The organism is Stieleria tagensis (genome assembly GCF_024129865.1).
Taxonomy (GTDB): Bacteria; Planctomycetota; Planctomycetia; order Pirellulales; family Pirellulaceae; genus Stieleria; species Stieleria tagensis.
This window is the reverse complement of sequence record NZ_JAMYFE010000047.1, coordinates 49,936-74,017: the sequence shown is the minus strand read 5'-3', so window position 1 is coordinate 74,017 and position 24,082 is coordinate 49,936. Positions and strand designations below refer to the sequence as shown.

Annotated in this window: 21 protein-coding genes; 14 read left to right on the top strand and 7 right to left on the bottom strand. The window is 56.7% G+C overall.

The genetic code is table 11. The annotated features are described in order from the left end of the window. Positions 1–28 precede the first annotated feature (28 nt). Positions 29–1,273 carry a hypothetical protein gene (locus NHH03_RS11570; RefSeq protein WP_253156194.1) on the top strand — a complete coding sequence of 415 codons (1,245 nt, stop codon included), beginning with the start codon at positions 29–31 and terminating at the stop codon, positions 1,271–1,273. A gap of 278 nt (positions 1,274–1,551) precedes the next feature. Here NHH03_RS11570 and NHH03_RS11565 read toward each other — a convergent pair whose 3' ends face one another. The 5 genes from NHH03_RS11565 to lnt all read right to left on the bottom strand — a co-directional run bounded on the left by NHH03_RS11565 (position 1,552) and on the right by lnt (position 9,845). Next, the gene (locus NHH03_RS11565) at positions 1,552–3,714 is read right to left on the bottom strand and encodes a glycosyltransferase (protein WP_253156193.1); all 2,163 of its coding nucleotides are present in this window, start codon (positions 3,712–3,714) and stop codon (positions 1,552–1,554) included. After that, positions 3,663–4,244, bottom strand: coding sequence for a sulfotransferase family 2 domain-containing protein (locus tag NHH03_RS11560; RefSeq protein ID WP_253156192.1), 582 nt, complete (start codon positions 4,242–4,244; stop codon positions 3,663–3,665). The genes NHH03_RS11565 and NHH03_RS11560 overlap by 52 nt, the downstream gene beginning before the upstream one ends. A 19-nt stretch (positions 4,245–4,263) precedes the next feature. Further along, entirely contained in the window at positions 4,264–4,683 is a 420-nt protein-coding gene (locus NHH03_RS11555) for a hypothetical protein (protein WP_253156191.1), read from the bottom strand. Between the two features lie 71 nt (positions 4,684–4,754). Further along, on the bottom strand, positions 4,755–7,907 hold the full coding sequence (locus NHH03_RS11550) for a bifunctional serine/threonine-protein kinase/formylglycine-generating enzyme family protein (RefSeq protein WP_253156190.1): 3,153 nt from the start codon (positions 7,905–7,907) through the stop codon (positions 4,755–4,757). A gap of 177 nt (positions 7,908–8,084) precedes the next feature. Further along, a complete protein-coding gene (lnt, locus tag NHH03_RS11545) occupies positions 8,085–9,845 on the bottom strand; it encodes an apolipoprotein N-acyltransferase (protein WP_253156188.1) in 1,761 nt (586 codons plus the stop codon). Between the two features lie 255 nt (positions 9,846–10,100). Here lnt and NHH03_RS11540 point away from each other — a divergent pair, with 255 nt between their 5' ends. Continuing rightward, a complete protein-coding gene (locus NHH03_RS11540; protein ID WP_253156186.1) occupies positions 10,101–12,143 on the top strand; it encodes a serine/threonine-protein kinase in 2,043 nt (680 codons plus the stop codon). Between the two features lie 17 nt (positions 12,144–12,160). Beyond that, positions 12,161–12,805 carry a DUF1801 domain-containing protein gene (locus NHH03_RS11535; RefSeq protein ID WP_253156184.1) on the top strand — a complete coding sequence of 215 codons (645 nt, stop codon included), beginning with the start codon at positions 12,161–12,163 and terminating at the stop codon, positions 12,803–12,805. Here the strand turns inward: NHH03_RS11535 and NHH03_RS11530 are convergent. Further along, complete coding sequence (locus NHH03_RS11530; protein WP_253156182.1) at positions 12,797–14,308, bottom strand: hypothetical protein; 1,512 nt, start codon at positions 14,306–14,308, stop codon at positions 12,797–12,799. The genes NHH03_RS11535 and NHH03_RS11530 overlap by 9 nt on opposite strands. Before the next feature lie 73 nt (positions 14,309–14,381). Between NHH03_RS11530 and NHH03_RS11525 the strand changes: the two genes are divergently transcribed. The 10 genes from NHH03_RS11525 to NHH03_RS11480 all read left to right on the top strand — a co-directional run bounded on the left by NHH03_RS11525 (position 14,382) and on the right by NHH03_RS11480 (position 21,845). Further along, positions 14,382–14,927, top strand: coding sequence for a shikimate kinase (locus tag NHH03_RS11525; RefSeq protein WP_253156181.1), 546 nt, complete (start codon positions 14,382–14,384; stop codon positions 14,925–14,927). A 275-nt stretch (positions 14,928–15,202) separates the two neighbouring features. Further along, positions 15,203–15,949 carry a sugar phosphate isomerase/epimerase family protein gene (locus tag NHH03_RS11520; protein ID WP_253156180.1) on the top strand — a complete coding sequence of 249 codons (747 nt, stop codon included), beginning with the start codon at positions 15,203–15,205 and terminating at the stop codon, positions 15,947–15,949. A 6-nt stretch (positions 15,950–15,955) separates the two neighbouring features. Further along, positions 15,956–16,783 (top strand): NUDIX hydrolase, encoded by an 828-nt coding sequence (locus NHH03_RS11515; RefSeq protein WP_253156179.1) that lies wholly within the window; start codon positions 15,956–15,958, stop codon positions 16,781–16,783. Positions 16,784–16,921: 138 nt separating this feature from the next. Then, entirely contained in the window at positions 16,922–17,251 is a 330-nt protein-coding gene (gene trxA, locus NHH03_RS11510; protein ID WP_253156178.1) for a thioredoxin, read from the top strand. A gap of 161 nt (positions 17,252–17,412) precedes the next feature. Further along, positions 17,413–18,207, top strand: a complete 795-nt coding sequence (locus NHH03_RS11505) for a thymidylate synthase (protein WP_253156220.1) — start codon at positions 17,413–17,415, stop codon at positions 18,205–18,207. A gap of 121 nt (positions 18,208–18,328) precedes the next feature. Continuing rightward, a complete protein-coding gene (locus NHH03_RS11500; RefSeq protein ID WP_253156177.1) occupies positions 18,329–18,835 on the top strand; it encodes a dihydrofolate reductase in 507 nt (168 codons plus the stop codon). Positions 18,836–19,047: 212 nt separating this feature from the next. Then, a complete protein-coding gene (gene rpsM / locus NHH03_RS11495) occupies positions 19,048–19,419 on the top strand; it encodes a 30S ribosomal protein S13 (protein ID WP_449339207.1) in 372 nt (123 codons plus the stop codon). Positions 19,420–19,630: 211 nt separating this feature from the next. After that, a complete protein-coding gene (gene rpsK, locus NHH03_RS11490; RefSeq protein ID WP_253156175.1) occupies positions 19,631–20,014 on the top strand; it encodes a 30S ribosomal protein S11 in 384 nt (127 codons plus the stop codon). Positions 20,015–20,122: 108 nt separating this feature from the next. Further along, positions 20,123–21,112 (top strand): DNA-directed RNA polymerase subunit alpha, encoded by a 990-nt coding sequence (locus NHH03_RS11485; protein WP_253156174.1) that lies wholly within the window; start codon positions 20,123–20,125, stop codon positions 21,110–21,112. An 85-nt stretch (positions 21,113–21,197) separates the two neighbouring features. Next, positions 21,198–21,845 carry a bL17 family ribosomal protein gene (locus NHH03_RS11480; protein ID WP_253156173.1) on the top strand — a complete coding sequence of 216 codons (648 nt, stop codon included), beginning with the start codon at positions 21,198–21,200 and terminating at the stop codon, positions 21,843–21,845. Positions 21,846–21,991: 146 nt separating this feature from the next. On the opposite strand, the gene pgl is transcribed toward NHH03_RS11480, so the two are convergent. Then, complete coding sequence (gene pgl / locus NHH03_RS11475; protein WP_253156171.1) at positions 21,992–22,693, bottom strand: 6-phosphogluconolactonase; 702 nt, start codon at positions 22,691–22,693, stop codon at positions 21,992–21,994. A 255-nt stretch (positions 22,694–22,948) separates the two neighbouring features. Between pgl and NHH03_RS11470 the strand changes: the two genes are divergently transcribed. Further along, positions 22,949–23,680, top strand: a complete 732-nt coding sequence (locus NHH03_RS11470) for a class I SAM-dependent methyltransferase (protein ID WP_253156169.1) — start codon at positions 22,949–22,951, stop codon at positions 23,678–23,680. The last annotated feature ends 402 nt before the right edge of the window (positions 23,681–24,082 follow it).

Genomic DNA, 24,082 nt, shown 5'->3' with positions numbered 1-24,082 from the left:
GGGTTTCTTAAGGGGCTGAATCAAACCGATGGCGGCTGTTGAACAATGCCCCTACCGATCCGGTGTGCAAGTCGATGCGGAGGGTTCTGAGTCGGCGGTGTGTGGATTGGTCAGCCAAATCGTGGCGGCTCCCCAGCAAGTGCTACCGGTTGCCGTTTCTCGCCAGGCCTGTGAGGCCTGTGTCAGTGGCATTTCCGCGACCCGGGAACGTCTGAACCCGGTGGTGGCATCGTTTCTGTTTACGACCGCGACGGAGTTAATGGCTCGGGGCGGTGTCCCCGGATGTGATCTGGATCGGGCGACCGAGTTGCAACAGTGGGCGCAAGCATCGATTGCCGTCGAATATCGCAGCCGCGGTGGGGAAATCAAACAACGCAGTTACCGTGAATGTTGCCACCTTGGCGAGATCATCGGTTTTCGGTCTCAGCCCGCGCCGGAGGGTTGGATCCGAACACCGGTCTTTGCATGCGAGCATCCGGATCACGTTCAAACGACGGCCTCAGAATGTGGTCGCTGTCGTGATTGGACTCGCGATGGATCGAGCCGGCTATCGAGTCTGTCCGAGGTTCTGCCACGCCCGGAATCGTGGTCCGGTGATTCTGCGGTGCAGTGGGCCGTCGGTGTCACCACATCCCCGCGACGCAAGCCAACGTTGTCGATCTCTCTGGATCATTTGCACCGTGCGGGCTGGGACCAGGTCTACCTGGCAATGGATGGATCATCAACGCTTCCGCCAAATACTTCGCCCGGGGAATTCGCATTGCGATCACCCGCTTTGGGAGCTTGGCCAAACTACTACCTGACTCTGCTAGAGTTGATCCTCAAGGCACCACAGGCCGACGCGATCTTGATGATTCAGGACGACGTCCAGTTTTATGATCGTGAAAATCTGCGTGCCTACTTGGAATCAATCCTCTGGCCGGCCGATCGCAAGGGGTTGGTGTCGCTGTATTGTTCGGCAGCGTACACGCGTTCGGAATTTGGCTGGAGCGTGGCGGATCAGGTTTGGGGATGGGGCGCTTTGGCGTTTGTGTTTCCGATGCAGTTGGCAAAGCAGTTTGTCTGTGACCCACAAGTCATTCGGCATCGCTGGACCAACCGCGGATTGAAATACATTGACGATGTGATCGGCAGTTGGGCCGATCGGAATTCAATCCCGATCTGGTATCCCACGCCCAGTTTGACCCAGCATATCGGCGAGACCAGCACGATGTGGCCGGGAGCATCCAGCGCGGGGTCACGACACGCCGACACCTTCGCCGGTGACGCATAGACCTCAGGCCACCAAGGCACGGAGGTCAGGGCGTGGTGAGTTGTGCGACGAGGGCGTTGAAAAGTTGCTGGTCGATCTGGTCCACTTTCGCCATGAGTTTCGTCCACTTTCGCAACGATCCATTGTTGTTAATTGATCTCTTGTCTTTCTCTGTGCCTTCGTGCCTTTGTGAGAGACCACCACGCGGCCTTGGTAAACAACGTACTTTCCAAGCCACGAATCGCTTAATGATCTCAACTGACGTGCTATAGCCACCAGCGAGGTTCGGCCGGAGTGTGCTAGTCTTCGGCATCGGCCAAGATCTGATGCAGTCGCTGTTGGGCTTCTTGCTGTAGTTGGTCACGCTCGATTTTTAATCGTTTGAAACTGCTGCGGTGCAGGTGCGTTGCATAGGCATTCAACACCACGCGGACTTGGCGTCCGAAACGGCGGACACGAAAGCACCATTCGTCGTCGGCAGCGAGTCCCGAAGCAAACTGTTCGTCCAGTCCACCATAGCGATCAATGGCGCTGCGTCGCAGCAAGGCGCAATAGAATGACAGCACCGGCTGATCCAGCGAGCGCAAGCGTTGATTCAAGCACAAGGCGGTGTGGACCGGATCGTCCAACTGCTCCAATACGGAGGCAGGTTGGCCGGTCATTTCACGGATCAGTGGCTGTTTCAACGACTGTTTGCCGTCGTCGCCGGTGATCGGACCCACGGCAGCCGCGGGCTGATTGAACTGCAGCTCGCGGGCAAGGTTTTCGACACAGTTGGGGCCGACAAAGCAATCGTTGTTCAGCAGCAAGACATCTTGATGGGCACAGGCGTTGATGCCTTGGTTGATCGCAACTGTGAAACCACGGTTGGTTTGATTGCGGACGACTCGTAACATCAGATTGGCCGCATCCGCAGCTTGCGCGACCGCATCGATGGTTGTCAGCGGCGAACCGTTGTCGACGTAGACAATGTCCAATGGGACGCCTGAGTAGTCACCGAGGTGGGCGATGCACTGAGCGGTCAGGTCTTCACTGCCGCATCCGGGAATCACGACTGCAATCGGAGCGTCTAAGCCGACCAATCCGGCGAATTCGCGGCGGACCGCTGCGACGTCGCGTGAGCGGCCTTGCGGGTTCGACATCGAACGTCCTGTTTTGCCTGCCGATCGGACATGTTTGATGAACAGTTTTTCCGGCACCCACGCGCCCGTCCAACCCGACCGCGCCAACATCAGCCAAAGTCGCCAGTCGTCAAAGGGGCGAAACCCCTCGGGCAATCCGCCCGGCGGAATTGCTGAGCGGCGGACGACGCTGGACATGTCAATGTAATTGCCATACCACAGCAAATCGATGTCCCAGACAGCAGCCGGGTTGGTCGTGCGGGTTCCGTCGGCCGACAGTTTGGTGTAACCGCAATAGGCCAGCGCCGCCGAGCGGTCTGCCAAAAGTGCTGCCAACAGTTTTTCCAGCCAACTTGCATCGTAGACATTGTCCGCGTCGGCAAAGGCAATGTAGTTGCCCGCTGCAGCTGCGATCGCGGTGTTCCGAGCGGCGTTGGCGCCGCGACGATTGGCGTGCCGAATCACTGTGATTTGATTCTTGAAACTCGCCAACACGCCCGAGGTTTGGTCACTCGATGCGTCGTCAACCACAATCACCTCGGCGGCGACCGATTGCCCCAACAGAGAATCAATACAATCCGCCAGATAATCCGCACAGTTCCAGGTCGGCACGACAATCGAAACGTCTACCGCATGAATTTTCAATCGATCGGCTGCCGTCGCATCGACCACCATCGGTTGCTGAAGGGTTCGACAGGTTGGCGTGACGGTGCGGACATCGGCACCTGCACGGCGGACCGAATCGAGCAACCGTTCTCCGAATGCAGTGTCGTTGCTGGCGGTCTGTGACTGTCGATTCAGTGCATCCAGATCGGACAGATAGGCTTGGCCCCAGCGCAGCGGCAGACCGATCAGATTGGGGGCTTGTTCACAGTCGACATAGACGTCCAAGCAACTGGGATCAACACTGTTTGCGACCAGGTCTTTGACGCTGTGAATCCAGTCGCCCACAGTCTTGGTGACGTCTGGTTGCGGCAGCACGAAAAAGTACAGCGTTGCAGCCGGCTGACGCAGAAGGCATTCGGCAACGATCAATTGTTCCACCGCTGCACATCGTAGGGAAGGATCGACCAATGTAAGTGGTAAATCGATACATGCGGGCGGCACGATACAGTCCTGGCCGAGGAACAATCGCGGAGAGTCGCTGCCACAGGATTTGATCACAGCAGTGATCTGTAGCAAGTCGTCGCGGTGATGTGGACCGACGAGTGCGAAAGAGTATTCGGCGGATTGGGAGTGACAGGCCATTTCAGCAGGAAACAGGGCAACCGTGAACGGAGGCGGTGGGGTCAGTCGGTGTGAGCGGTCGTGACCGGATAGAAACGCTGCACGGTTTCCCATTCGGATGCGATCACGGGCTCGATCAAATCGACAGGATAGATGGCGGGATGTTGGCCGTATTGGGACTGATTGATCGGCGGTGTCTCGCGAAGGGTTGCCGGATTGAATGGCTCGCCCGCCATTTGCAGGGCAGTGATCAAGTCATCCACCAGCGTTTCAAATCGACCTATGAAATCAATTTCGTCGCCGACCTGTCCGACATAGCGCCGCAGCATTTTGCTGTAATAGCCCGGCGTCAAATCGAGGGCTGTTTCCAGAAAGTCACCAAAACAGTCGCTTTTCACCCGTTGGTCCCAGTCGTTTTTGGGATCCCATCCCTTGCGTTGTTTGTAACTGAAATAGGATTGGTACCACGAGAGCGGATGGCGTACAAAGGCAAACGTAAACGCCTGGGGGTCAGCAGCCGATTTGCGAGTGGTGTGAATCTTTGGCGTCCGCCGAGCATCGGGGAATTCACGCAGCAAAACATGACTGACCCAATTCCCGCCGGTTTTGGGGACATGCAAAAACAAGCTGTGACGGAGTCTCAATCCTGGCATCGGCTATGAGTTAGGCGCGGTATTCACCGGCCCCTCGCCGAATGAATTGATCGATTTGTGACTCATGCACGGCAAGCGCCCGGAATCGCTTGCGGATACTCACGTTGTGGATTCGATCGGCCGGACAACACAGCACGGGGGGCATGACGATCGTGCACAGGACTTCGCCGTCAGCATCGATGGCGTCCAGTTTATGGACCCACCGATGACGACGTGTGAAGTTCCTGACTTTGTAGGACAGCGTCCAACGGTTTTTGTTGTCCTTGGAAAAACTGATGCCGGTCACCTGCATCAAGGCTCGACCGGTGTGTAGGTCCGACCAGTTTTCGTCTTCGGTCCATTGCACAGCGTCACTCGAAATGGTTGAACTGGTGACTTTCGTCATATCTTTGGGAGTGAAGATGTTTGTGCTTTTGCGTTTTTTAATCATGGTTTTTTCTCTGTTAGTGAAAGCCATTTGAAGTGAAAACGGAAAATGGAAAACAGATCAATCTGGGCAGGCTAATCGCTGAGTGTCCGGACGATTCGAAAGCCGACATTGTGATTTCGATTGTGTTCCGTATCGAGGAAATCACGCTGGGCGGATCGCAATGCGGCGGCGCGAGTGTTCATGCTGCCGCCGCGCAGTACATGTCCTTTGGTACCCACCAATTTTGGTGCGTCAACGTAATGCTGGCCGGGGCCGCGTGTTGGTAGCGATCCGTGGCGATCGATGCACCATTCCCAGGCGTTTCCATAGACATCGAATAGGCCGTAGTCATTCGGTTTCAGTAACCCGACTCGATAGGCAAAGTCGTTTGAATTAGCAATGTGCCAGCCGTACTCATTGATGCTTTTCTCGCAGCAACCAAAAAAGCGAATGGTCGTCGTTCCGGCTCGGCAGACGCACTCCCATTCGCCTTCGGTCGGCAACCGATATCCGGTACGTTGCAATAGGTCATCGGGCAATTGCATGTTGACGTTGATTTCGTCCAATGGTGGGAAACACATCTGGTCCTCGGCAATGCCCTCTTGTTCGCTTAGCCAACGACAATACATCGCGGATTGAACCCAATCCACACTCAATGCGGGACCTTTCGGGTCGGGGCCGTAGTCGATGGGGTGTTCGTATTCGATTTGATCGACGGCGTCGCTGAACTGTTGGAATTGTTCCCAAGTCACTTCGGTGGTTGCCACGGCAATTTTTCGATCGATTTTTCGCAGATGTTGCCGATCGGATTTGGTGCGCATCGGTTCGTTGGCTGGTGCCCCCATCCTAAAAACCGGCGGATGGTCGACGATGATCATGGTGTTACCGACAGAATTGACGAACCATTGCCGAGTGGGAACGATTTCGTGGAAGGCGGGCTCGTTATCCATCCGATCGACCAGTTCATTTTCGTCCCACCTGTGCAACAGCCAAGCGACCGCAGAATGAATGCCCGCGTCCGCATCACTGCGATACCATTGTGCTAATTCGGGGCGAACGACGTTTTTCAATTCGTCGCTCACTCCACGATACTGGCCCAACGCCAGGATCAACGCGCGGCGTGCCGAAGCGTCGGATTCTTTGTCGAGTTGATCGATGATGATCTCGGGCGGCAGTTGTAGTTCGGCGCAGCGATGCACCAGGAAGGTTCGCAGCGTCGGATCAGGTGAATGGCTGAACAATGCCCACACGCCGCGCGGATCCTGGCCCAGATACAAACGCGCCACCGCCGCGGTAGCTTTACGCGACAGCCACTCAGTTGAATTGTCGTCAATTCCCGGGACCGGGGCGGTTGTCGCCAGCACGCTTTCGAAATGAGCAATCGCGTGGTCGGTGTGTTGATTGACGCTTTGCAGCAATACCTTGAACGGGTCACCGCTCAGTCGCATCAGGACGTCGCACAGTTGTTGGGGGTCATCGATCAGGTATTCCCCCAAAATCGACGTCGCCGTGTAACGTTCATTGTCGCCGGGTTGATCTTTGAATAAATAATCACGCAGTGCTGGTGAAAGATTTGCCTGAACCGAGCGGAATGCCGCGACCAAGATTTGGTAGTGGTCGGGAAATCTGGAAGTCTGGTAAACCAGATTTTCGGCAGTGAACGGGGCGAGCTCCTGCCAGTCGGTCTGCGACGATTGCGGCATTAAGCCTTCGATCAGCGCCAACATAAATATTGACCGAAATCGTTGAGAATCATCTAGGGTTGGATTGCGCGCCGATTCGCTGAGCGCGGGTGTTGGCAGCGCACCGGATCTGGACAGCAGTTTGATACCCAGGGAAAGTTCCGGGAAATCCAACGAGGGATCAAACAGCAGTTGATGCGTGATGGGCGCGGCGTAGTCCGGATTTTCACCGACCAGTGCCAGCCGAACTCGAAATCGATCTGACGGGGGCAAGTCGTCAGACTTCGCCAGCATTTTCAATTCTGGATCGGTCCATTGACGAAATTCGTCAAGCCCGTCGATGGCCGGAAGTACCGCCGCTGGTTCTGCCTCGCGGATCAATCGGATCTGCGTTTTGGCGTGCCGACGTTGGCTGGCCAAGGCCCGTTGCCATTGCCATGTCACCCCGGAAATGCCCGCCACCGTGGCCAAGAAAACGAGTGCATACAACGACGCGACCAGCGGTTTTCGGACGCACCATTTGCCAATTCTTTCCAGGCTGTTGGTGGGACGCGCATGGATCGGTTGATGATCGAGGAAACGCTGCAAATCGTCTCGCAGTTCGTCGGCCGACTGATAGCGTGACGAGGGATGTTTCTGCAGACACTTCAGACAGATGGTTTCCAAATCACGTGGCACGCTCCCGTTCAAGCGGCGTGGATAGATCGGATCCTCTTCGATCACCTTTTGAAGCACCCGGTTTCGGCTGCCACGAAACGGGCGGGTGCCGGTCAGTAGTTCAAACAGCAACACGCCGAGCGAATAGATGTCGGTACGGCAATCGACCCGTTCACCGAGTGCTTGTTCGGGCGACATGTAAGATGGTGTGCCCACAATTCGTTGGTCTACCGTCATCGCGGTGTCGCCAAATTGTCGCTGGGCCAATCCAAAATCGGTCACATAAGGAATCTGATCCGTATCGATCAGAATGTTGCCCGGTTTGATGTCGCGGTGGATGATTCCGGCGGCATGGGCGTGTTGCAGTGCATCGGCGATTGTGATGCATAGCTTGGCAGCCTGGCGTATTTCCGGTTCATTTTCATGCATCCACTTATATAGCGTCGTTCCGTCGATAAAGTCGCTGACGATATAAATGCCATCGGCGGTGCGTCCGACTTCGTGGACGCTGACGATGTTCGGGTGATGCAGCTGCGCGGCCGCTTGGGCCTCGCGGATGAATTGATTGGATTTGTCCGGTGCGATGCTGCCGGGCCGAGGCGTTTTGATCGCGACGAACCGATCGAGCTGCGTGTCTTCGGCTTTCCAGACCACCCCAAAGCCGCCCTTACCGACTTGGGCGATCAAGCGAAACTGACCAATTTCCGGGAACGAATCCGGCGGGTCAGTCGTCGATTCCTCTTCGACGAATAGATTGATTTTTTCCCCGCAACCAGTACACAGCAACTCCGAGAGGTTTTCGGATTCCGAAGCCTCGATTGACGTATCGCATTTCGGGCAGCGAACGTACATAGCGGAAACAAACTTGATGGGTGGCACAGGTGTATTGGTCGGCAGAGTTGCCATCGGCGCCGTTGGCAGTTGTAGCCCGATGCGGCGCGCCCAGTGGCAAACGGTCAGCCGTCAATACGATACCCTAGCGAGCGAGACCGGTGGGGGGGACTCGGTTAATCATTTAATTGTTCCCTAATCCAGTTGACCATTTGGCGATCAAATCGACACCGAAACGCCCCCTGGACGCTGCTACGGACCATTGCTGGTGTCTGTGGCCGAGCTGTCTGGAGCCGTGCCGACAGCACGTCGCGGTCGATAGATCAAGACGCCCAAGAACAACAGGGCGCAAATTCGGGCCGGCCAATCGGCCAACGTCATCACCAAACTGATGCGACGGTCAATACGGGGCCGGGCGATCACGCTGCCCGCGCCGCCCTGTTGCAGTTCCTTCACCACCCTGCCGTTGCTGTCGATCCAGACGGTGGGACCATTGTTGGCTGCCGACAGGACCGGCCGGCGACAGGCTATGGCAACAAATTGGGCACAGCGTTTGTGATGCTGGACGACACTTGAGTCATCGAACCAAGCATCATTGGTGACGGTGACGATCGCATTGGGCATTCCCCCTTCGCCGCCCGACGGAGCGCCGCTGGACTGAGCCCTCAACTGCCGCATGTGATTGATCGCAACCCGTTCGACCGCCGTTTCGATACAGACGTTTGGGCACAATTTGGTTGGACCGACTTGGAACTCACGGGTGCCGTCGCCGGCGGTCAGCCCCAGGCCGGCTGGGATCCAATCACGTATGATCGGTATGCTTTTGACCAGTGGAATGTATTCGCCAAACATCACCAAATGCATTTTGCCATACCATTGTTGGACCGTCGCATCACGATCCAGGTGGACGATGCCGTTGTAGAATGCAGGCTGCTTGCCATATCGGATGACGCCGCAGCCGACAATCAATTCTGGTTTGACGTTTTCGGTCCCGTTGGATTTGGCCAGCAGCGATTGCAGTGATCCGGCGCGAAATTGGAACGCGCGGCGACGTTCATCGATAAACGATTGCACTTCTTCCACGGTCAGATCGTTTTCCTGGGCGATCTCCGCGTCGGCCTGTCCGATCACCCATGGCAGCGTTCCGGTGAACATCGATTCGGGCCACACCACAGCATCGACCGTCACAGCGCTTGATTCGACCGCGGCGATTGATTGGCGTGTGTAAGCGTCAAACAGTTCTAGCTCACGCGCCTGATCTTGGTTGTATTCGACAGGTTCATTGCGGCCGACCAGTGCAAACGTGGTCGATGATTCCTCCGTCGGTTGGTTCAATCGATACTGGCCATACAGCAACGTGCCGACCAGCAGGCCAGCGGCAACCGATCCGTCGATGATCAAGGACTTGATTGACACTTTTTGGCGGCGACCAAAACACCAGTGGGCCAGTGTGAATCCGGCAACGTTGACAGCGACAATGACTAGTGAAACGGCGTAGGAACCGCCCAGATCAGCGATCTGAATCATCAGCGGAACATCGGCCATCGTGTGACCCAACATCGCAGCGCTGATCCCGGTCAGCATGTAGTTGCGCACACATTCCATTCCCACCCATGCCAGGGGGGTTGCGGTCATCAGCGGGATTCCCCAGCGGATCGTGCGGCGCAGCACAATCACGAACAGGATCGGATAGACCGCCAGGTACGCGGCCAATGCGATCCAGCACGGATAGATCAATGGGTTGGCGTGTCGCAAACCTTGCAGCGTCAAAGCCCAGTAGACGCAACCAGCCAAGTACAGCACCAGGTACTGTTTTCGTGTGACCACCGCCGGCAATGTCGCGACCAGCCAAGGAATCACCGCCACAAAGGCGATCGGCCACCAGCCCAGTGGCGGCCCACTGATCCACAACAGCATCGCCGAGGATACGGACAGAATCCACCAGTCGCGACCAATCGTTGGCGCCGGCGTGGTGGGGCGGGCAGGCGTGTGGTTGGGGGCCGTGTGTGTCATGCGGCAGATCGTAGAGCAACGGCGTGGTCGGCGGAATTCGGGTTTCCCCCGCTGCGGCACCGATCATCCATGATTTTCACGGCCGCGACAACGCAGCTGGCACCCCATCGGCAGGATCTACAAAATCCACCGCAAAAAAACAATCTGTTGCTGACAGGTTGCGAAGTGTTGCCGGTGGAGTTGTTAAAGTAGGAGGTTGTCATCGGCGATGGCGTTTGCCCCCTGTTTCGACTTCTCTATTGACTTTCGTTTGCTATGAAGCCACCTGAATTTTTGGGCCCCTATCGAATCGGCCAAACCATCGGCCGCGGCGGAATGGGGACGGTTTTCAAAGCGACACATGAGAAAACGGGGCAACAGGTTGCGGTCAAACTGATCGCCACGCAGATGTCCGACGAGATGCGATTTCGGCGCCGTTTTCATGCCGAAATCGAAACGCTGAAGATGTTAAAGCATCCCAACATTGTGCGTTTGATCGGCTATGGCGAAGAACAGGGGATGCTGTTTTATTCGATGGAATATGTCGCCGGCGACACGCTGCAGGAGATCATTCGACGGGAAAAGAAACTGTCTTGGGAAGCCGTTCTGGATATCTCGATTCAGGTTTGTGCGGCGCTCAAACATGCGCATGATTTTGGCGTGATTCACCGTGATCTGAAGCCGGCGAATTTGATCATCCAAGACGACGGGACCGTCAAACTGGTCGATTTTGGGATCAGCAAGATCTTTGGCCACGACCAAACGGCGGTCGGATCGATCATGGGCACGGCCGATTTTATGTCGCCCGAACAGGCGTCTGAGTCGGGGATCACACCACGCACGGATTTATTTTCGCTGGGCTGTGTGATGTACGCGATGTTGTGTGGGCGGCCTCCATTTCGCGGCAAAAATGTCACCGAAGTCATCGCGGCCGTGAAGCACAAAGAATTCATTCCGCTGGACATGATCGATCCACACCTGCCTGACGATGTGGTGCAAATCGTGGCCGAGTTGTTGGAGAAACTGCCCGAGAATCGCCCCCCCACGGCGCTGGCGGTGATGAATCGATTGAAAGCCATGCGGACGGGATTGCAGCGGATGCAAACGATGGTCGATCGCGATGCCCAGCCCGAACCCGAGCCCTCCGGCAGTGGTTCGTCCGGCGGTGGATCGTCCGGCGGTGCACTGGATCCGTTGGATTCCCAAGCCGACAAGCTGACCGGCAGTGGTCTGCTGGGGAGTGACACGGCCGCTGCCGCCCCTGCGGCTGGGACGGGCGGTGCGGTGGGGCAACCGGACGGTGGCGTCGATCCGAGTGACAAGACAAGGCTGGGATCTGAATTGACGCGGCGCAACGACACCGTCGAAAACGTAAACGCATCCAACGGCACTCCAACGGCGAAGGGTCAGGTTGATCCAGCAGCCGCTACGGTGCATACCGAGGGACGCAGCGGTGACCGTGGAACCGTGCTGGGAACCGGGGTCACGGCGCTGGCTGATGGTGTGCCCAGCGCGCTGCCCATGGAAACGGATTCCGGCACCGAGCCGTCGATCAGTGAGAGCGGTCAAACTCACTTTCAAACAGTCAGCGATGGTGAACTCCGAGACGGTTACTTTGCAACGGCGTTGGATCGTCAGGAGCGGCCGCTATTGCAAACGTTGTCGATCGCCGCGCTCGCGATCGCTCTGCTGGTCGGCGTCGGGTTCTTGATCGTTTCGCTGCGTGGTCCGACGGCGGCGGACCTGCTGGCCGAGATCGAACTGCAAGATGCCAGCGGCCAGTCCTTTGAAGCCGACAATGCGGTCGAACGGTTTTTGAAGTTGTATCCCGAACATCCTCAGGCCGACTCGCTACGAGAACGCCAGATGACCCAGCGCGTTCAAGCTGCGGTGCGGCGATTGAAACTGAAGTCCAAGTTGCGGACCTCCGAGGGCCCCTTGTTCGAACAATCCTTCCTTGATGCGATGGCGCTACAATCGACCGATCCGGATGCGGCGCAACAACGGCTTCAGCATTGGTTGGACGTGTTTCATGACTCAACGCTGCAAGACGCCGACGAGTCCGATGAACGCTCGGAATTGGCCGAGTTGGCTCAATTCGAGGTCGATCGCTTGGCTGCACTTTCGGGCCAATCCGATGCGTCGGTTCAGGATCCCAAGCTACAGGAATTGATGCTGCGGATTGATCGTGCCCAACAACTACCCGATGATCAGCGGCGAAAGATGTTGCAAGGTATTGTCAACCTTTATGACGGTCAAAACTGGGCGGCGGAAGCACGCGAGCGGGCGCAGCGGTTGCTTGATGCCAATCGTGAATGATGGGAGGGTGAGATCGAATGAATGCCAAAGTCGATGAGTACCTGGGAAATGCCAAGCGGTGGCAGCCAGAACTAAGAGAACTGCGACGGATCGTGCTTGGTCGTCAGTTGGTCGAAGATTTCAAGTGGCGTCACCCCTGTTACACCTTCCAGGGCAGCAACGTTGTCATCCTGGGGGAATTCAAGGATTGTTGCACGCTGTCCTTTTTCAAAGGCGCCCTGTTGAAAGATCCCAATCAGGTTCTCGACAAACCAGGGCCGAACACGCGTGCGGCGCGATTGATTCGGTTCTCCAGTGTTCAGGAGATCATTGAGATGGAACCGATTTTGAAATCCTATCTCGATGAAGCCAAGCAAGTGGAAACGGCCGGATTGAAACTGGATTTCAGCGCCGATCGTGAGTTGGATTATCCAGCGGAACTTCAACTAAAAATGGACCAAGATTCAGACTTGAAAACCGCTTTTGCCGCGTTGACTCCGGGGCGACAACGAGCCTATGTGATGCACTTCGCGGCGGCGAAACAGTCCAAGACTCGGGTGTCACGGATTGAAAAATACCGAGACAGAATCCTGGACGGCAAAGGATTGAACGATTGTGTATGTGGTTTGTCAAAGAAGATGCCCGGTTGCGATGGGTCGCACAAAACACTGGATTCAAAGTGACAATCGGCCGGCGCGGCCAGCTGCCCATTGCTGCAATCCCTTCAGTCGTTGTTTGCCGCGGGCGTAGTAGGTTTCGTCGAGTGTCTTGAGGTGCTCGCGCGCTTCATGCTGATAGTCCGTTTCAGCCGACTCGGTTGCCTCGATTCGAAACACTCCGATCAGTTCCCGCGCCAACCGGGCGGCAATGTCTTGGTGGCCGCTGATGGTGGGATGGACGTGATCGACGAACTGTTGTGGATCGGGGATTCCGTCGGGCAGTGGCCGGCCTTGCGCATCGGTGCGGTCCAACAGCGGCACGATCGGTATCGCGACCAACCCGTGTTCCGCTGTGACGGATTCGATTTTTTGCAGGATCGGTGTGGTCGCGCGCAGCGGGCAGACATCGTTGTCCCGTGCGGCGACCAGGTAGGGGCGCGCTCGGTCGCTGCGGTTGTGATTCCAATGCAATTTGCCAGCGATGAACTGGGCGCCACAATGCTGTGGATCGATCCGTAAACAGTTTTCACAGGCTTCGATGCGTTGCTCATCGTCACGGTCGGCGTCACAGGCAAGCTGCCAGTTTTCGTCAAACACCGAGCGAGTCGTCTTGTCCATTTCGATGCTTAAGATCTTCATCGGTGGTGTTGCCACGACATCGCTTGCCGGTGAGCAAACGATTAGCGGGATCTGCTGCTGCTGACAGGCGCGGATCATTCGATCTAGGCTAGTCGCAAAGTGTTCGGCAACGGCGCGGCGCCAGGCGTCGTCACGAACATAACGTTCCATCCCGTTGATCAAATCCAGCCGAGTTTCCACCTCCGCCGACAGGACTTGGCGGTCGGTCGCCGGTGTGCCGCGGGATTGGCCAGTGGTTGCCGGCCGGATCCAGCGGCCAATGGTTTGCACGAGCGCCGATCGTTTCAACACCCGCTGGGCCGCCCCAGGCAGCGTGCCACTGTGATCGGGCAGCGTCGCGTAACTCCGTTCCTCTAAAAATTCGTTGTGTCCGGTGTACAGCACAATGGCATCCGGTGCGTAACCCAGCACTTCGTCCAGGATCATCGCAACACGGTAGCTGGCGTAGGACACACCGCCGCAATTGATGACTTCATAGTTGTGAGTCGGGTCGGCGGTCTGTAGTCGCAGTTGCAACCACTGGGGGAACGCAGTCTCGGTTTCGTAGGGTCGGCCTTGGACCGTGGATCCGCCGAGTACAAAGATTCGTCGCAGTCGCGGCGGCTTATTGGCAACAAACGACGCCGGACGAAAGAAATTCATTCGTGATTGGGGAATCCGATGGCGGTCGCCGCTGGGGTCACGAACGAACAGGGGCGTTTGTTGATGGGTGTCAAAGATCGGGTCGATGGCCAAGTCCCCCGAGTCGACTTGTGTGGTCGCGCGCAGGTACAGTTCAGCGATGCCGAACGGCAGCAAGCCCAGGGCAACGCAGGCGAAGCGAAAAAGCCAAACGCGTCGTTGAGGTGGCGTAGTGCGATCGATAGCAGTGTTAGCGGTGGCAGGCACGGATCGGGCAGGCGAGCGTTGAAGTCAGTTGTGAGTGGAACTGGCGGCGGTTTATTAGACAGGCGAATCGAGAATGACAAAACGAATTTACTTGACCGGTTACCGAGGCACAGGAAAAACGACCGTCGGCCAATTGATTTCTAACCGGTTGTCGATGGGCCCAGAGGATTTCGATTGCGTCGATCTGGACCAGGTGATCGAGCAGGCCGCTGGAAAGTCGATCGCAGAGTTATTCGCCGAGGGCGGCGAGGAACTGTTTCGCGATTGGGAGTCGCGATGTTTGAACGAATTGGACGCAATGCCGACGCCGCCACGGGTCGTTTCGCTGGGCGGCGGTGCGATTCTGAGAACGCAAAATCGCCAATTCATTCGCGACTCGGGCGTCTGCATCTGGCTGACGGCGACGCCGGCAAATATTGCCAGCCGAATCACCGCCGATGCTACCAGCGGGACGCGCCGTCCCTCGTTAACCGGCCTGTCGCCGACCGAGGAAATTGCATCGGTGTTGGCCAGTCGCGAATCGCTGTATCGCGACGCCGCAGATTATGTGGTTGCGACCGATGGCCGCACGCCGGCCGAGGTGGCCGCTGAGATCCTGGCTTGGCTGGACCGTTCCTAGCAACCGAAACCGCGCGGGTTGTGATGAAAACGCATCTTCAGAACCGTTGAGCGACGCAGGGCGACGAATGAACTCGCCGGCGGTGTCGGCTCCTGGTCTAGGGTTGGCTTTGCCTGCACAGCGGTTGGGAAAAATCGGTCTTTTGCCCAGATCCCCAAAGTCGTTACGCTTGCCCAAAATAGCTTGACGAAAATGGGTTGATGCATCAATCATTTTCCCACTCCGCAGTTTAGCTGCGACCATACTCACAGACGTTGATTTGAAAGGATACCCCCGTGTTCATCGCTGCATCTACCGAATGTTACCCCGATCTCGAACTGCTCAGCGCGATCGAACTGCTGTCTGATTTGGAGTTCACTGCGGTTGAAATCGCGCTCCACGAATCGGGAAATGTCAAACCGTCTGAAGTGCTCGAGGACATGGATCGTGCGATCCAAATGTTGCGGCACACACACCGATTGGACATTTCCGGCTATAGCGTGCAATTGGCATCCACTGGAGCCGAGCATTATGAACAGTTCGCCAAGCTCAGTTGGTTGGCCAAAACGACCAAAGTCGTGACGATCACCGTGCCGTCGGCCGAGCAGGGCACGCCATTCAACGAAGAGGTCGAGCACCTGCAGAAATTGGTCGAAATCGGCGAAGCCGAGGGCGTTCGGGTTTCCGTCAAGAGCCAGTTGGGGTGTTTGAGTGAGGACCCCGACACGCTGATGGTGTTGTGCAACAACGTGGACGGATTGGGGATCACGTTGGACCCGAGTGTTTACATCACCGGATCGGCCAAAGGAAAAAGCCTGGACAACATCTTAAAATTTGTCTGCAACGTGCATTTGCGTGACACGCGGCCGGAGGCGTTCCAGGTCAGCGTCGGTCAGGGCGAGGTGGACTATGGCAAATTGATGACTCAGTTGGAGCGGGAGAAATACGATCGCGCTTTGACGGTTCACATGGGGCCGATGGAAAACTTGGACCACCGCGTTGAGCTGCGGAAGTTACGTCGGTTGCTGGAAACATTGATTTAATCTGAATTGGAACATTTCTTGGCTGCAAAAACACTCGCCGCTAACTCAGCTTCCCTCGAGCGTTCGGTCGGTCTATCCCTCGGGGATGCCGGATCTGGGCGTTCCGAGCCAGGGCTTTCGCTACAGCAACTGGGGCGTGCCGTGAAACCGGTGCTGTCCAAGCGTCAGGTTCGACGGGGACAGCGGTCGGGACAGCAGCGTCCGGTGCGGCTCAGTCCACGACTGGCCTATGGCCGGCATCGCGGTCCGGCACGGTTGGATGCCCGGCGTGCGGCGGTGATCGTTGTCATCTATCCGCATCGCCGTAGCGGGCAATTGTGTTTGACACTGACCCGTCGTCCGAGCAGTTTGTCGCATCACGGCGGTCAAGTTTGTTTGCCCGGTGGTAAGATCGAGGCCGGTGAAACCGCGTTGCAAGCGGCGCTGCGCGAGTACCGCGAGGAACTCGGCGTGGACGTCGCGGTGGTCGAACAGCTGGGATGTTTACCGCCGATTTACGTGTTTGCGAGTGATAATTTGGTCGACACCTGGGTGGTCACGGCTGACACGCCGTGCGGGGATTGGCAGCCTGATCCGGTCGAGGTCGATGAAGTCATCGAAATGCCCTTGGAGAGTCTGCTGCAGTTAGCCGCGCCTGGTGAGCGATTGGCCAGCAGAAAAAAAATGCGGACCGGTAAGAGCCAGGCCGATGGCGAGGTATTTCAATACGGTTTCCGGCATCGTTCCCTCGAATTCGTCGATTGTGATGGTCGACCGAAGGAGCTTTGGGGAGCAACTGCGATGCTTCTGGACGATTTGGCGCACGTTTTGCGTGCTGCGTTACTCCGTGATTGAGTCTGCCAAAGGCGACCGATACAGTGACTGCGAACTTGCCGACCGAGAACCGGGTCCTACAATCCAGTTTTCCTGCGTCTGACAACGTTCGCGGACAAACCCATTTCCGACTTAGTTCCCTTCTCAAGGATCAGTAACATGGCTGCAGATGCCGTGGTTGAATTCACCGACGACAACTTTGACACTGAAGTTCTTCAGGCCGACGGCGCCGTGCTGGTCGATTTTTGGGCGCCCTGGTGTGGTCCTTGCCGGGCGATTGCCCCGATGATCGATCAACTGGCCGAAGAAAATGGCAATGCCAAGATCGGCAAATTGAACATCGACGATGCTCCCGGTGTGGCTCAGAAGTTCGGCATCACCGGAATTCCGACGCTTTTGCTGTTCAAAAACGGCGAAGTCGAGCATAGTTTCCGTGGCGGTAACACGACCAAAGCCGCGTTGCAGGAAGCGATCGACGCGTCGGTCTAAGTCGCGGTTTCGAGCTGAAATTTCATGACGGCACGCATCTTGTTTTCTCGATGCGTGCCTTCTTGTATGTTTGGCGGATGTGATCGGCTGGCCGTTCGCCGTTGCTATCCTTCCCCACCCCTTCGACCGACACGCCGATGTGCGTGCAAATTGGACTTCAAATGTTGCAATACCTGCGTTTGCTGGAAGAGATTTTGGAGTCCGGATCGGACCGTGGTGATCGCACCGGGATCGGCACCCGCAGTCTGTTCGGTCGACAGATGCGATTTGATCTGTCCGAGGGATTTCCGCTGCTGACGACGAAGAAACTGCATCTGCGTTCGATCATTTATGAACTGCTGTGGTTTCTGCGTGGTGACACCAACATCGCTTGGTTGAACGAAAATGGGGTTCGCATCTGGGACGAATGGGCCGATGAAAACGGTGATTTGGGGCCGGTTTACGGTCACCAATGGCGTTCCTGGCCGGCTCCCGATGGGCAAACGATCGACCAGATCGCTTGGGTGGAGAATGAAATTCGCGTCAATCCGTTGTCGCGCCGCTTGATCGTTTCGGCATGGAATGTCAGCGAAGTCGGTTCGATGGCGTTGCCGCCCTGTCACACGCTGTTTCAGTTTTATGTGTCCGACGGGCGATTGTCCTGTCAGTTGTATCAACGCAGCGCCGACGTGTTTTTGGGCGTGCCCTTCAACATCGCCAGCTACGCGCTGTTGACGATGATGATGGCCAAAGTGACCGGGCTTCAGCCGGGCGCGTTCGTACACACCCTGGGCGATGTGCACCTGTATCAAAACCATTTCGAACAGGCCCGCGAGCAGTTGGCACGAGAGCCGAAACCGCTGCCACAGCTGGCCATTCAGTCCACGCCCGAATCGATCGACGGTTTTCAGTTCGATGATTTTTCGGTGGTCGACTATCACCCGCATCCGCACATCAAGGCACCGGTGGCGGTTTAGGCATTCATCTCCGCTGGCGCGACGCGGTCGGGTGAGGAAAACCAATCTCGCGCGCTAGAACGCCACGAACGACAACACTTGAACACGGCATGACCTGCTAGAGAGGGGGCGATAGCGCGAGATGACGACAACCGATTCGGTGGGGCTGACGGCAGTGGTGGCGATGACGCCTGATGGAGTGATTGGCCGTGATGGTGACATGCCCTGGCGGTTGCGCCAAGATTTGCAGCGTTTCAAGAAGATGACGATGGGCGGCGTGTTGTTGATGGGCCGCAAGACGTTCGAATCAATTGGTCGGCCGTTGCCCGGGCGCCGGACGATTGTGATCACTCGCAATGCCAACTGGAATTTTGACGGGGTTGATGTCGCTTCTTCCCCTGAACAGGCGGTTCAAATGGCGCGTCAGGGTGCGGCGTATGTGGTCGGCGGTGCAGAAATTTACAAACAATTGCTGCCCAGTTGCGACCAGATTCTGCTGACACGGGTGTTGGCCGACATCGAGGGCGACACGCATCTGGAGCTCGATTTGTCTGATTTCAGCGTGATTGAGCGGTTTTCGGTGCCTGCCGGGCCGCAGGATGACGTGCCGACCGAGTTCGTTCGGCTGGTCCGCCGGGGCTCTCAGTAAAAATACTGAAAAAGGCGAGGAAGTGGCCATTGAGCAAAAAGGGGGCCATTCGCTATAGTCCGGGATTCTTGGCCAACACTTTTCTCGCCTTTCAGGAATGACGTCGTGATCGACGCTTCCGGAAGTGGCTTGGGGTCTCCCTGTCCCCGTGGTGTTGCGCTTTTGCATTTTCAGCACGATGATTTATCAGGAGCATCGCCATGCCCCGTTTGTTGGGCGTCGACATCCCGAACGACAAACAGATCCAGTACTCGTTGACATACCTATACGGTGTCGGCCTCTATACCGCACGTGAAGCGTGCGAGAAGCTGGGCATTGACCCGGTTCGAGCCGCAAGCGAACTAGGTGAAGACGAGTTGGGTCAGATTGCCGCGTTGCTCGAGCGTGATTATACGGTCGAAGGTCCTTTGCGTCGTTTGACAACGCAAAACATCAGCCGGTTGCGCGAAATTCGGTCCTACCGTGGTATGCGTCACCGAGTCGGGTTGCCGGTTCGTGGTCAGCGTACAAAGACCAACTCGCGGACCCGCAAGGGCCCCAAGAAGACCGTCGCCGGAAAGAAGGGCGTCAAGGATCTGCGCTAGCCGATTGGCGGCGTTTGTCGGACCGCTGTGGCGGCTGCCAGATTTTGGCGCCTCCGCCACAGCACTCCATCGGGTTGTTTGCCGCCACTGGCGGTCGACGACAGAATACACATTTTTTTGCCTGATCGGATCAGATGGTGACTGTGGGTCGCCCGGATCGGGTCACCCAGGCAGTCGAACATTAACCGTCTTGAATCGTTAGGACTTTGCAGTGGCAAAGAGCAATAAGAAGAAACGCGTACGGCGTAACGTGACCAATGGGATTGCCCATATTCACGCCACGTTCAATAACACGACCGTGACGATCACCGATGTCAAAGGTGACACGTTGTGTTGGGCGAGTGCTGGCACCAGTGGTTTCAAAGGAAGCCGAAAAAGCACGCCGTTTGCCGGCCAATGTGCCGCTCAGCAGGCTGCCGAAAAAGCTGCCAAGTTCGGGATGCGTGACTGTGAAGTCCGAGTCAAAGGACCCGGTTCGGGTCGTGAAAGTGCGATCACCGCGCTGCAGGCTGCCGGCTTGAAAGTCAAGCTGATCGAAGACGTGACCCCAATCCCGCACAACGGATGCCGGCCGCGTAAAAAGCGACGCGTTTAACCCGCTGTCGTAATCGGGCGTTGCTGTCATGCCGCGCCGCTGTGTCCTTCGACCCTTTCATTCACACTTTCACTCGCAAGCGTACTTACAATCGACAGGCTCACCACGATGCATATCCGTTGGCGTGGAATGGAACTTCCCAGCACCCTGGAAGTTGACCGCGATTCACTCTCGCAAACCTACGGCAAGTTTTCGGCCGAACCCTTCGAACGTGGCTTTGGCACGAGCGTTGGCAACAGTCTGCGCCGGGTCTTGTTGAGCAGTTTGATGGGCAGCGCCGTCACGCAAATCAAGATCCGTGGCGCTCAGCACGAGTTCACGAACATCCCCGGCGTGCTGGAAGATGTGACTGAAATCGTCCTGAACGTGAAAACGTTGGTCGTTCGCAATCACAGCGAAGCGACTCGGGTGATCACCATCGAAGCTGACAAGGCAGGTGAATTGCGTGCCGGTGACATCCAAACCGATTCGGATGTCGAAATCATCAACAAAGACTTGGTGTTGGCCACGCTGACCGAAGACACACCATTCATGATGGAAATGGTTGTCGAAAACGGACGCGGCTATGTGCCGTCGACCGAGCACAGCAGTGTCGACCACGAAATCGGCATCATTCCTGTCGACGCGGTCTACAGCCCGATCACGCGAGTTCGCTACGAAGTCGAAGAGACCCGTGTGGGTCAAAAGACAAACTACGACAAACTGAACTTGGAAATCTGGACCGACGGCAGCGTGAACCCAGAACTGGCACTCGTCGAAGCTGCCAAGATTCTGCGTAAACACCTGAATCCGTTCGTGCAGTATCGCGAGTTGGGACCGAGTATTTTCTCGGCCGCACGTGGTGGTGCCGGATCGCCCGAAGCTCAGCTCGAAGCCAAGTTGAATATGACGTTGGCCGACATGCGATTGTCGGTTCGCGCCAATAACTGTCTGGAAAGCGAGAACATTCAAACGGTTCGCGATCTGGTTCAGCGCAACGAAGACCAATTGTTGGAAGTGCGGAACTTCGGTGACACCACACTGAACGAAGTCCGTGAAAAATTAGCTCAATACGGATTGCACCTCGGCATGCGAGTGCCGGCCCAGCCGATGTTCTAGGTCGCAGTCGCGTTTGCACTGTCGACCCTGGGCTTTTGCCCGGCACAATCCACGCATAGAAACCATTTAACCCTACCAATACGTTATGCGACACAGACGACGTGGCCGCACGTTGGGACGCAGTCCCAGCCACCGAAAGGCCCTGCTGAAAAACCTTGTCAGCGCTTTGTTCCTGACCGAACGAGACGCCGAATTCGACGACAACGCTCCGAAAGTTGCCGGCCGGATTACCACCACGCTGCACAAGGCCAAAGAAGTCCGACCATTGGTCGAAAAGTGCATCACCATCGCCAAAAAATCCATTCCCTTCGCTGAAGAAGCGGAGAAGTTCGCCTGCACCGCCGATCGTGGTAGCGACGAATACAAGAAATGGCGCACCAGCGATGACTGGCAAAAGTGGTCCGCCGCTCGCGCTCCCGTGGTTGCCGCACAGCGACGAATCGTTCAGTTGATCGGTGACAAGCAAGCCACCGCGATCTTGTTCGACACGATTGCACAGCGCTACGTCGATCGACCAGGCGGATACACCCGCGTCGTTCGCTTGGCCGTTCCCCGTTTGGGCGACGCCGGAACCCGTGCAATTCTCGAATTGGTCGGCAAGAACGATCGTGTCACCCGCAAGGCCGAAAAGCCATCGTTTGCCGATTCAGGCAATGATGACGCTCAAGCCGAACCGGTTGCTGCCGCTGATACCGATGCGAACGAAGGCGAAGGCGAAACCGAAAAGGCATAAGCCAAACGGTTCTCGTTCCAAAACCCACAAGAATCGCGACAGGTTTTCCTGTCGCGATTTTTTGTTGCGCGGTTTGCTCCGTTGGAACGCGCCGAGTTGGCAGCGCGTGCGTTCTTGATGACGCCCCGCCGGACTGGATCAGCTGATCAAGCTTCGCAGGCCGCCGCGTCCACAAACCAGCGCGTCGGTTGGATCCGCTGCGAGGGGTACTGGGCCGGATCGGAATTGCCGAACAGGACTTGTTTGAGTGCTTGTTGTTTGGCTTGGCCGGTGATGATGAACCAAATGTTGCTGCCCGACGCGATGGCAGGATAGGTCATCGTGTAACGATAGGCGTCAAATTTTGGCACCCAGTTTTCAACGAACCAGCGTTGTTGTTCATCGAGTGCTTTTGTTTCTGGGAACAGCGAGGCGGTGTGCGCGTCGTCGCCCATGCCCAGCAGCACCAAGTCCCAAACCGGACGTTCGCCGGTGAAGTGTTCGCGCAGTGTGGTTTCGTAGCGCAGCGCTGTTTGTTCAGGGGATTCGACGTCGACGGGAACACCGTGAATGTTTTCCGCTGGGACGGGAACCTTGCTCAGGAGCGCTGTGTTGACCATGCGGAAATTACTTTCGTCGTGATCCTGCGGCACGTTGCGTTCGTCGCCCCAGAACCAGTGGATTTTGTCCCAGGGCAGATCGCGCTGCGACAGCATTTCGTAGACGCATCGCGGCGTCGACCCTCCGGACAGCGAGACACGAAACACATCGTTTTCGGCAACAACGCGCTGTACCAATTCGCAAAACGAATCCGTCACCGTTTGCTGCAGTGTTGGAATATCGGTGAAGGGTTCAAATGGATAATTCATATCGGTGGATGCGAAGGGGGGGGCAGGGCATGCGAAACGGTACAGGTTGCAAGCGAGATTTCTAAACGAGATCGTCAGCGAGCGTTCACAAAGCTTACTGATCAATCACCGCTTGAAAACATCCCCGCAACCGTTGGTCGTTCCACTTGGTTTTCGGAGAGTGGATCTTGTTAAAGATCCTTCCGCTGAGGATCTTTAACGAGATCCACTACGGCTGAACCCAGTCCGTCCCCGTTGCAAACCATGAGAACGCTTGTGAGTCCATCTTCATCAGACCCTTCGCCAAATCCGTTCACCGAGCAATCATCCGGTGAGGTGTCCTCGCTGCGGCGGACACTGGAACCTGAATCGATGGACAGCCAGTTAGAGGTGGACGAATACTTGGCGATGGGGCACGACCAGGTCAACCAAGCCTTTGTCAGCGATCTAATCGGTGGCGGACCCGTTGGTCCCCGGGTGATTGATTTGGGGTGTGGCACGGCGGCGATACCGGTGTTGCTGTGCCAGCAGGATTCTGATGCGCACGTAACGGGAATCGATTCATCGATCGAAATGTTGGAGGCGGCGCGGATCGAAATCGAGCTCGGCGGGGTCACCGGGCGCATTCACTTGGAACATGCCGACTGCAAGACCTTGGACGGGTATGGGGCTGGAATTGCCGACACCGTGATCAGCAACACCGTGCTGCATCACTTGGCCGAGCCGCAGCAAATGATCGCGGCGGCGATCCGAATCTTGCGTCCCGGTGGTCGATTGTTCCTGAGGGATCTGTTTCGCCCAAAAAATTCGGAGGCGATTGAACAGTTGGTTGACTCCCACGCTCGGGCGGAATCCGACTACGCCAAGCAGCTGTTGCGACAATCGTTGCACGCCGCGCTGACGGCGCATGAAATTCGGGAAATCCTGGCCTCATTCGAGGTTCCCGGCGATGCTGTCCAGCTGACCAGTGACCGCCACTGGACGATCGATTGGACTCTGCCGGTTTAATCAGTCGGGGGGGGCGTGGGGCGGGACCTGAACAAAATTCGAGCGATCGCACTGTTGTTAGTGGCTATCCGGTTCCCTCGAATTTAGACTAGCGGCGGAATTTGCCGGTGACTTTTGCCTTAGCGAGCCCCAAAGCGCCTTTCCAGGACTTTGGCCGCAGTTGAGTGCAATGAATTTTTGTCGCGGCGAATTTTTTGCTGTCGCTCTTCATTCGCCCGTGTCTCGGTTGGATCGGAATTCCGAACGCCCTGATTCGAGCGGTTTTATTGGCATTACGGTTTCTTTTCGTAGTCTGCTTTATGACCAATCGATCTATTTTGCGTCGCTCACGTTTTTCTATTCTTTCCCGGTCGGATCGGCCATCGGAATCGACGGGGCCGCAATCGCGGATCAAATCCCGCG